We start from the raw sequence: 6,000 nt of genomic DNA on the forward strand, positions 1-6,000 counted from the left end.
GCCGCGGTTCAGATCCTCATTACCTGTAATCCAGAGGACGCAGTACTAGGTGGTGGTGGCGCCGATCTCCGGCTGATTGGACTTAAGTGGGCTGCGTGGAGGTGCACCCTCGACATCTGTCAAGGCAATCTTGACGGTGCTACCACATATGGTGATGACAGTGCAGTGGCCCAGCAGGTCATGAAGAGCGACGTCACCGCTGCCCAGCGAAATGCAGGAATGGTCGAAAGGTCATCCGGACGGCCCCCTTGAGTCATACTCGATCGGATCTAAGAGTACGTCGGGCAAGATCAGACAGTTTCTGACCGACCAGTGGTCACTCCTTACAAATGACACAAACAGTGCCACTGCTGTGCTCGGATCATACACGGCGAATTATAAGATTCTCCGAGCCAACTCATATGGGGTGCAGGCTCGAATCACGATCAGCAACAATATGACGATGTCATCCTTCGCGCATATCGCGACGAGCTATGGGACGGCGGCCGACCGTGCAGTGCAGAGGTATGACAACGATGGAGTAATTGCGTTCGGGCATGCGGGTCTCTCGCATTCCATGACGATTACTTTCCGAACGGTAATCTTCAACTAGAATCAGCCCAAGGTGGAGGCTGTATTGGGCTGACTGAGTCGACGGGCGGCCCAATACAGCCTCCAGGTGACAGGAGGACAAGTGACGCAGTTCTGCCGGATAGTTCATATTCGCGACAAAATTTCCTATTTTGTCGTATTTCTCCCTGCTCTCATTCTTTTGGTGTCTGGTTGTTACGTATCGACAGATTATGAGAAATATCCGGAGGGGCGCTTCGTTTCGACTACATCGCTTGTTCGTGTATGGAAGTCGGGATCTTCCACCCTGGACTTGCAGCGGGATGGAAAATATAAAGCGACTCGACTCAAGCTGGAATATTTTAGCTGCTCAGGAGAGGGTGCTGAGGAAAAAAGTGGCGATGGGGATTGGGTCGCCAGTAAAGGGCGTCAGAAGACTAAAGTGCTGCTTCAATTTAGTGATGGGTGTAATGCGACCGTTTGGGTTGGGGTCGTGAACGGTCATACTGTGCTTTGGGGTGAGTATGGCGATGGCGGCAATCAGATCATGACACTCAAGTAGACTTTTCCCTACGCGAGGCTGCTGAGATATCATCCGATTTCCGAAGCAGCCGGAGAGATGGCGGTGAAGAGGGGGAGGTCCGGTCTTCGGCCGCGGGCTTGTCGAACATGGTTGCGGTCATCACGCGGACCCTGCCCCGGGCCGATCAGAACCGGCCCGGTGTTGTGAATCGCCGGGGACGGCACGGGCATCGAAGCCGGTGTACGAAGTGCCCTCGGTGTCTTCAGGGTACCCCTGACCGGGGTCCGATGGACGGTTACCGTGGCGCGCGTTCCACGGCGTGCCGGGCGGGCCTCGCCCGATGCCCGCCGTCAGCGGATGAAGCGACGACCGGAGCGCCGGGACCATCGAACGTAGGCGATGGCCACGTCGGCCGCGAGAACCACGATGCCGATGATCAGCAGATATCCCAGGCCCGCGGCTGCCACGCCGATGATCCCCAGGACAACGGCGACGAGGACGAGAGAAGGAACAGCACCATCGTCTGAACGCCTTCCTCGGGCTGGACCGGACGGGACTGGGCTGGACGGGCGCTGTCGCTCAGCGGCGCGCGAGTTGGAGTTCGCCCTTCACGCCTGGCTGGTAGGTCATGCCGTAGTGCTGGCAGATGCCCTTCTCCTGCTCGGCGGGCAGCATGTCGGCCGTGCCGATCGAAGGAGCCTTTCTCGCCAGGCTCTTGGCGTAGGAGACCTTGACAGCCTGGCCGAGGACTGCTTCGTCGAGGGGGACGAAAACCTGGCGCTGACGGGTCGGCAGCCCGGTCCGCCCGGTGGCCACGGCCGGTTCGTCGGTGGTGGTGTCCACGTAGATCGCTCCGAGCACGCCGCTCTTGCGCCCCTTCGCGTCCACCACATCATGGTCGCCGCGCACTCACGGCTATCGCCTACCTGGATGGTGTCCTATGCCTTCCGGGCGCGACCCTATGACGAGGCATGGGCCAACGGCTCCGGCGCAAACACGCCGGAGCCGCCCTTCCGGGCGGTTGCACGTGAGAGTGAACCAACCCATGACCAACGATACTGCGGTGCGCGCAGCTCGGACGTGTGCTCCCGGCCGACCCCTTCGCAGCGGCGCTCGGACCTGCCCGGGTAGCGCGGTCAAGCGGTGCGGTTCTGCTCGGTGGTGGGGTAGCAGGAGATGAGCGCGTCGACGCCGCCTGATGCGAGCTGGTGCAGCCACCGGTGATCAACAGGAGGTGGAGCCGGAAGACCAGGCAGTGACCGCAGCCAGAGATTAGAGGCTGCCCAGGCGGCAGAAACACGTGCGCATGGACGACAGCGCCCGGCGATCCCCCGGACGGCTTTCGGGTGCGTGCCGGGGGATTGCGGCCGGTGTTTTAGGTTGCCGGGTTGCTGTGGGTCTGGACTGCTGTGGCGAGGTGGCCGGCGAGGGGTTCGGTCAGGGTGTGGCCGTTGGTGGTCTGCAGGAGGGCGTCGGCGATGAGGTGCAGTTTGGTGTTGCTGCGCTGGGATGCTGTGACCAGGACCTTCCAGGACTGCTGGGCGGTCAGGTGGAACGAGGACATGAGCATGCCCTTGGCCATGTCGATCGTGGCGCGGGTGCGCAGCGCCCGGTGCAGCTGCGCGTTCTCCGCTGCGAGGTCGCCACTGTCTGCATTGTCCGGTGGTGCGCTGGCTGGGCGCGCCGGCTGTGAGGGTCCGGTGGGGGGCTCGTCCGGGCCGGCCGGATCCGTCGCGAAGAGGGCGAGGGTGTCGGTGAGGGCGAGCAGGCGCTGAACGGCCGGGCTGGTGGCGCGCAGGATGAGACTCTTGGCGTCCGCGTCGGCGCGTTGGCGTACCCGCAGCAGGACGTTGAGGGCGGAGCAGTCGCAGAAGGCGACGTCCTGGAGGTCCAGTTCCAGTCCGGTGGCCGCGTGGTCGAGTGCGTGGCTCAGGGTCTGCTGCAGTTGCTGCGTGCAGTCCAGGTCGAGCTCACCGGAGACCGTGACTACCAGTCGGTCGCCAGCCGCGTCGATGTCCAGGGACACCGGTGTCGGCGTCTGTGTCGCTGCGAATGCGGTGCCGCATTCGCAGCAGAGCCCCTCGTCCGGAGAGTTCGTCGTGTGATGGGACATGTCCAGCTCCCGCACAGGCTGTCTTATCGAGCACTCCCAGGATTACCCCGCACACGCTTACACGTCAACTGATACATGAAAATCTGTTCATGCTTTGATATGCGTGAACCTTTGCTCGTATGCTTGGGGGATGGATCGAGCGCCGGAATCGCATGCAGGCTGGACGTTTGTGACCAACCATTCCCGAGTGTTGGCCGCCATCGCCGAGGACCACACCACACGTGTCCGTGACATCGCCGCCCGCTGCCGGCTCACCGAGCGGGCCGTGCAGAAGATCATCGCGGACCTGGAAGAGGGCGGGTACCTCACCCATGTCCGGGAAGGCCGCTCGAACGTGTACCGCGTCGCCCCCGACACACTCCTGCGTCATCCCGCGGATACCCCGGCCACGGTCGCCGACCTCCTCGCGATCCTGATCCGCCATGATGCGGACCGCCCGGCGAGGGTGAGCGCCGAAGAGCACACCGCACCCTGACCGGCATGGCCGTTCGGCGGTGAACCGACTGTGCAGGCGGGCTGCGCAATCGCCCGCGCAGTGACCGCGCAGTGACCGCGCAAGGCGGCGGCCTGCGTGGTCGGGGGTGTGAGCAAACTTCATGGCCGGGGGGTTGCGCGGCGCATTACCGCAGGCCGGCACCATTGCGCGTTCACGACATGGGCGCGTGCATCCAGCCGATCCTGCGGGCTGGTGTGAGGTCTCACTGCTGATGCTGTGACCGCGCGTCGTTGACCTGCAGCATCGCAGATGCGTGCGGCGAGTTCGAGCAACGGCAGGCGGTTTGACCTTCGGTCCTGCGGGTCAGATGAGACTGCTACGTACTGAGAATGCCTGCGGGGCAGTAGTGGGGGAGCGAATGCCTGCGGGGCAGTAGTGGGGGAGCGTCGAGATGCGCTGGTCTTGGTGACTGGTAGTCCGTTCCTCTGACCGAACCACCAGTCCTGTAGTGGCGTCGGTGGCACTCGCATGGTGGATACCGGCAACGAGTTCGATCAGCCAGCGTCTGCTGGTGGCCCATTCGATGATCACCAGTACCTGGCATTGTTCACGAGAACGGGGTTCGGGCACAGATCTTGGGGAGCGATCGCAGAGGGCGACAGCTTCGTCCTCCGCGGGGGCACTTGTACGCACGGCAGGCGCTCAGTACGGTGCCATTACCAGATCGCCGATCACCGTCAGGTCGACCTGAGCCGCGAGCCATGGCGCGCGTTCAGCCTCGATCTGCTTGACGTGGACGAAAATCGTGTGATCGGTTGAGGGCTCCTTCAGTTCGAGATCACGGACGTTCAGGCACAGCGTCACGAACGCACCCCTCGTACCCCCCTCTCCCAAGCCCACTTCTCGGGCCGCAGGCCAGCCCGAGAAGTCCCACCGAACTGTGGCCGGACCGTCGCCCACTGCATTGAGGAACGGTTCTACGGTTCCCGGCGGCATGGCCCAGGCCCGCAGCCAGATGGGGAGGTTCTCCGACGGATTGTCTCCCTTTTTGGATGAGCCGTCTACGTCTCCTTGCACCCCCCAATCGACATCCGGCAGCAACTCCAGCAGTGCAGAAAGGGTTTGCGTCGAAGACACCTGTGCTTCGAAATCGACTTCGAGCTCACTGAGATCGGCGATCCCGAGCAGCCGCTTGACAATGCGCAAGGCCTCCGCGAGATCGGCCGTCCGCAGAATGGGCTGTGCGTAGGAATTGGACATGGCGGCTATTCTGCCACTGGCCTTCTTCGGCCGGTGAGCCACCCGACGATGAAGGCTGAACCCGCAGTGGCGGTCCGGTCTGTCATCAGCCACTCATGATCATTTAGGTCTCGATGAGGAAGCAGTCGGTTGGATCCTGCCGCTGCAAAGATCCTCTTGAGTCGTGCTTCATGACGTGGGACGGTGCCAGCCCAGAGCTGTTTCAAAGTCCGAGTGACGCTGCGAATTCGCAGGTCACGGCGGTGTGCCGACTGCCCGTCGACCCGTCCCTCACACAACGAAGCTCCAGTTGGAGCGGGTGACCTCTCAAGTCGCCCTGCCGAACCGGAGCTTCGATGTGCCGTCAGTCTGCCAGCGTCTGCCTGATCAAGTCACCCTCGCGTCAGCACCGCGCACTGCCGGGCCTGGTCCGCCGCGGGCTGGTCCTAAGCGGTGGCAGAGGCAGAGTGCTCTGCGGTCGGCTGCGCCATCGCGGGCACAGACCCCAGGGGCCTGCCGATCAATGAGCTTCTTCAGCCGCCCCTCCCTCGAGTGAGAAGCCTCCGAGTGTTGACGACGTCGATGAACAGGATGCCTACCGCCGGGCCGGGCCGGGCCGGCCCGCGCCCCTGGACGTCACCCGATCGGTGGCCGTTCTGAAGAAGCTCAATAACTCGTCGATCTTGGTGGGGATTACGGGAGGGTGGGGTCGTGCCCGGCGATCGCGGCGAGTTGTTGTGCCGCGGTCACGGTGAGGGCGCCGGCCGGGATGTTCTTTGACGGCGAATGTAGGGTCCACGTCACTATGCGCAATGTTGGTTGAGGATGCGCAGATCCAAGCGTGAGCGCGCAATGCGCCTCGCGAGATGCCGGGATCACTGTCGCTGTGGTGGCCAAGTCGTCAGGGGCACTGTTATCCGGATGGTCAGGCGCGCAACGAGGTCGCGCCCCGGGGAACAGTCGAGCCCCGGAGGATCATCCATGCGTCCTATGTGGTTCGCCGCAAGGCCTGCGTGGCCAAGGAATCAATCCGGGCCCCAAATTCATGGCACGGTACGCTGCCGATTCGCGCGGCGTCAGTTTGGGCTTGAAAGGCGCCATAAATAGGTAGGCGGGCGTCGCTCGATATCGAGCGACGCC

General features: G+C 63.0%; 5 protein-coding genes. 2 read left to right on the top strand and 3 right to left on the bottom strand.

The window, feature by feature from the left end; translation table 11 throughout:
- Positions 1–673 precede the first annotated feature (673 nt).
- Positions 674–1,111 carry a hypothetical protein gene (locus tag ACWCQK_RS38685; protein WP_451163408.1) on the top strand — a complete coding sequence of 146 codons (438 nt, stop codon included), beginning with the start codon at positions 674–676 and terminating at the stop codon, positions 1,109–1,111.
- A 540-nt stretch (positions 1,112–1,651) separates the two neighbouring features.
- On the opposite strand, the gene ACWCQK_RS38690 is transcribed toward ACWCQK_RS38685, so the two are convergent.
- Both ACWCQK_RS38690 and ACWCQK_RS38695 read right to left on the bottom strand, forming a co-directional pair.
- Entirely contained in the window at positions 1,652–1,960 is a 309-nt protein-coding gene (locus ACWCQK_RS38690) for a PRC-barrel domain containing protein (RefSeq protein WP_451163410.1), read from the bottom strand.
- Positions 1,961–2,447: 487 nt separating this feature from the next.
- A complete protein-coding gene (locus ACWCQK_RS38695) occupies positions 2,448–3,185 on the bottom strand; it encodes an anti-sigma factor antagonist (RefSeq protein WP_451163412.1) in 738 nt (245 codons plus the stop codon).
- Between the two features lie 130 nt (positions 3,186–3,315).
- Between ACWCQK_RS38695 and ACWCQK_RS38700 the strand changes: the two genes are divergently transcribed.
- On the top strand, positions 3,316–3,660 hold the full coding sequence (locus ACWCQK_RS38700; RefSeq protein ID WP_451163414.1) for a helix-turn-helix transcriptional regulator: 345 nt from the start codon (positions 3,316–3,318) through the stop codon (positions 3,658–3,660).
- Positions 3,661–4,323: 663 nt separating this feature from the next.
- On the opposite strand, the gene ACWCQK_RS38705 is transcribed toward ACWCQK_RS38700, so the two are convergent.
- A complete protein-coding gene (locus ACWCQK_RS38705) occupies positions 4,324–4,881 on the bottom strand; it encodes a hypothetical protein (RefSeq protein WP_451163416.1) in 558 nt (185 codons plus the stop codon).
- Positions 4,882–6,000 lie beyond the last annotated feature (1,119 nt).

This window comes from Streptomyces sp. NPDC002306, assembly GCF_053593435.1.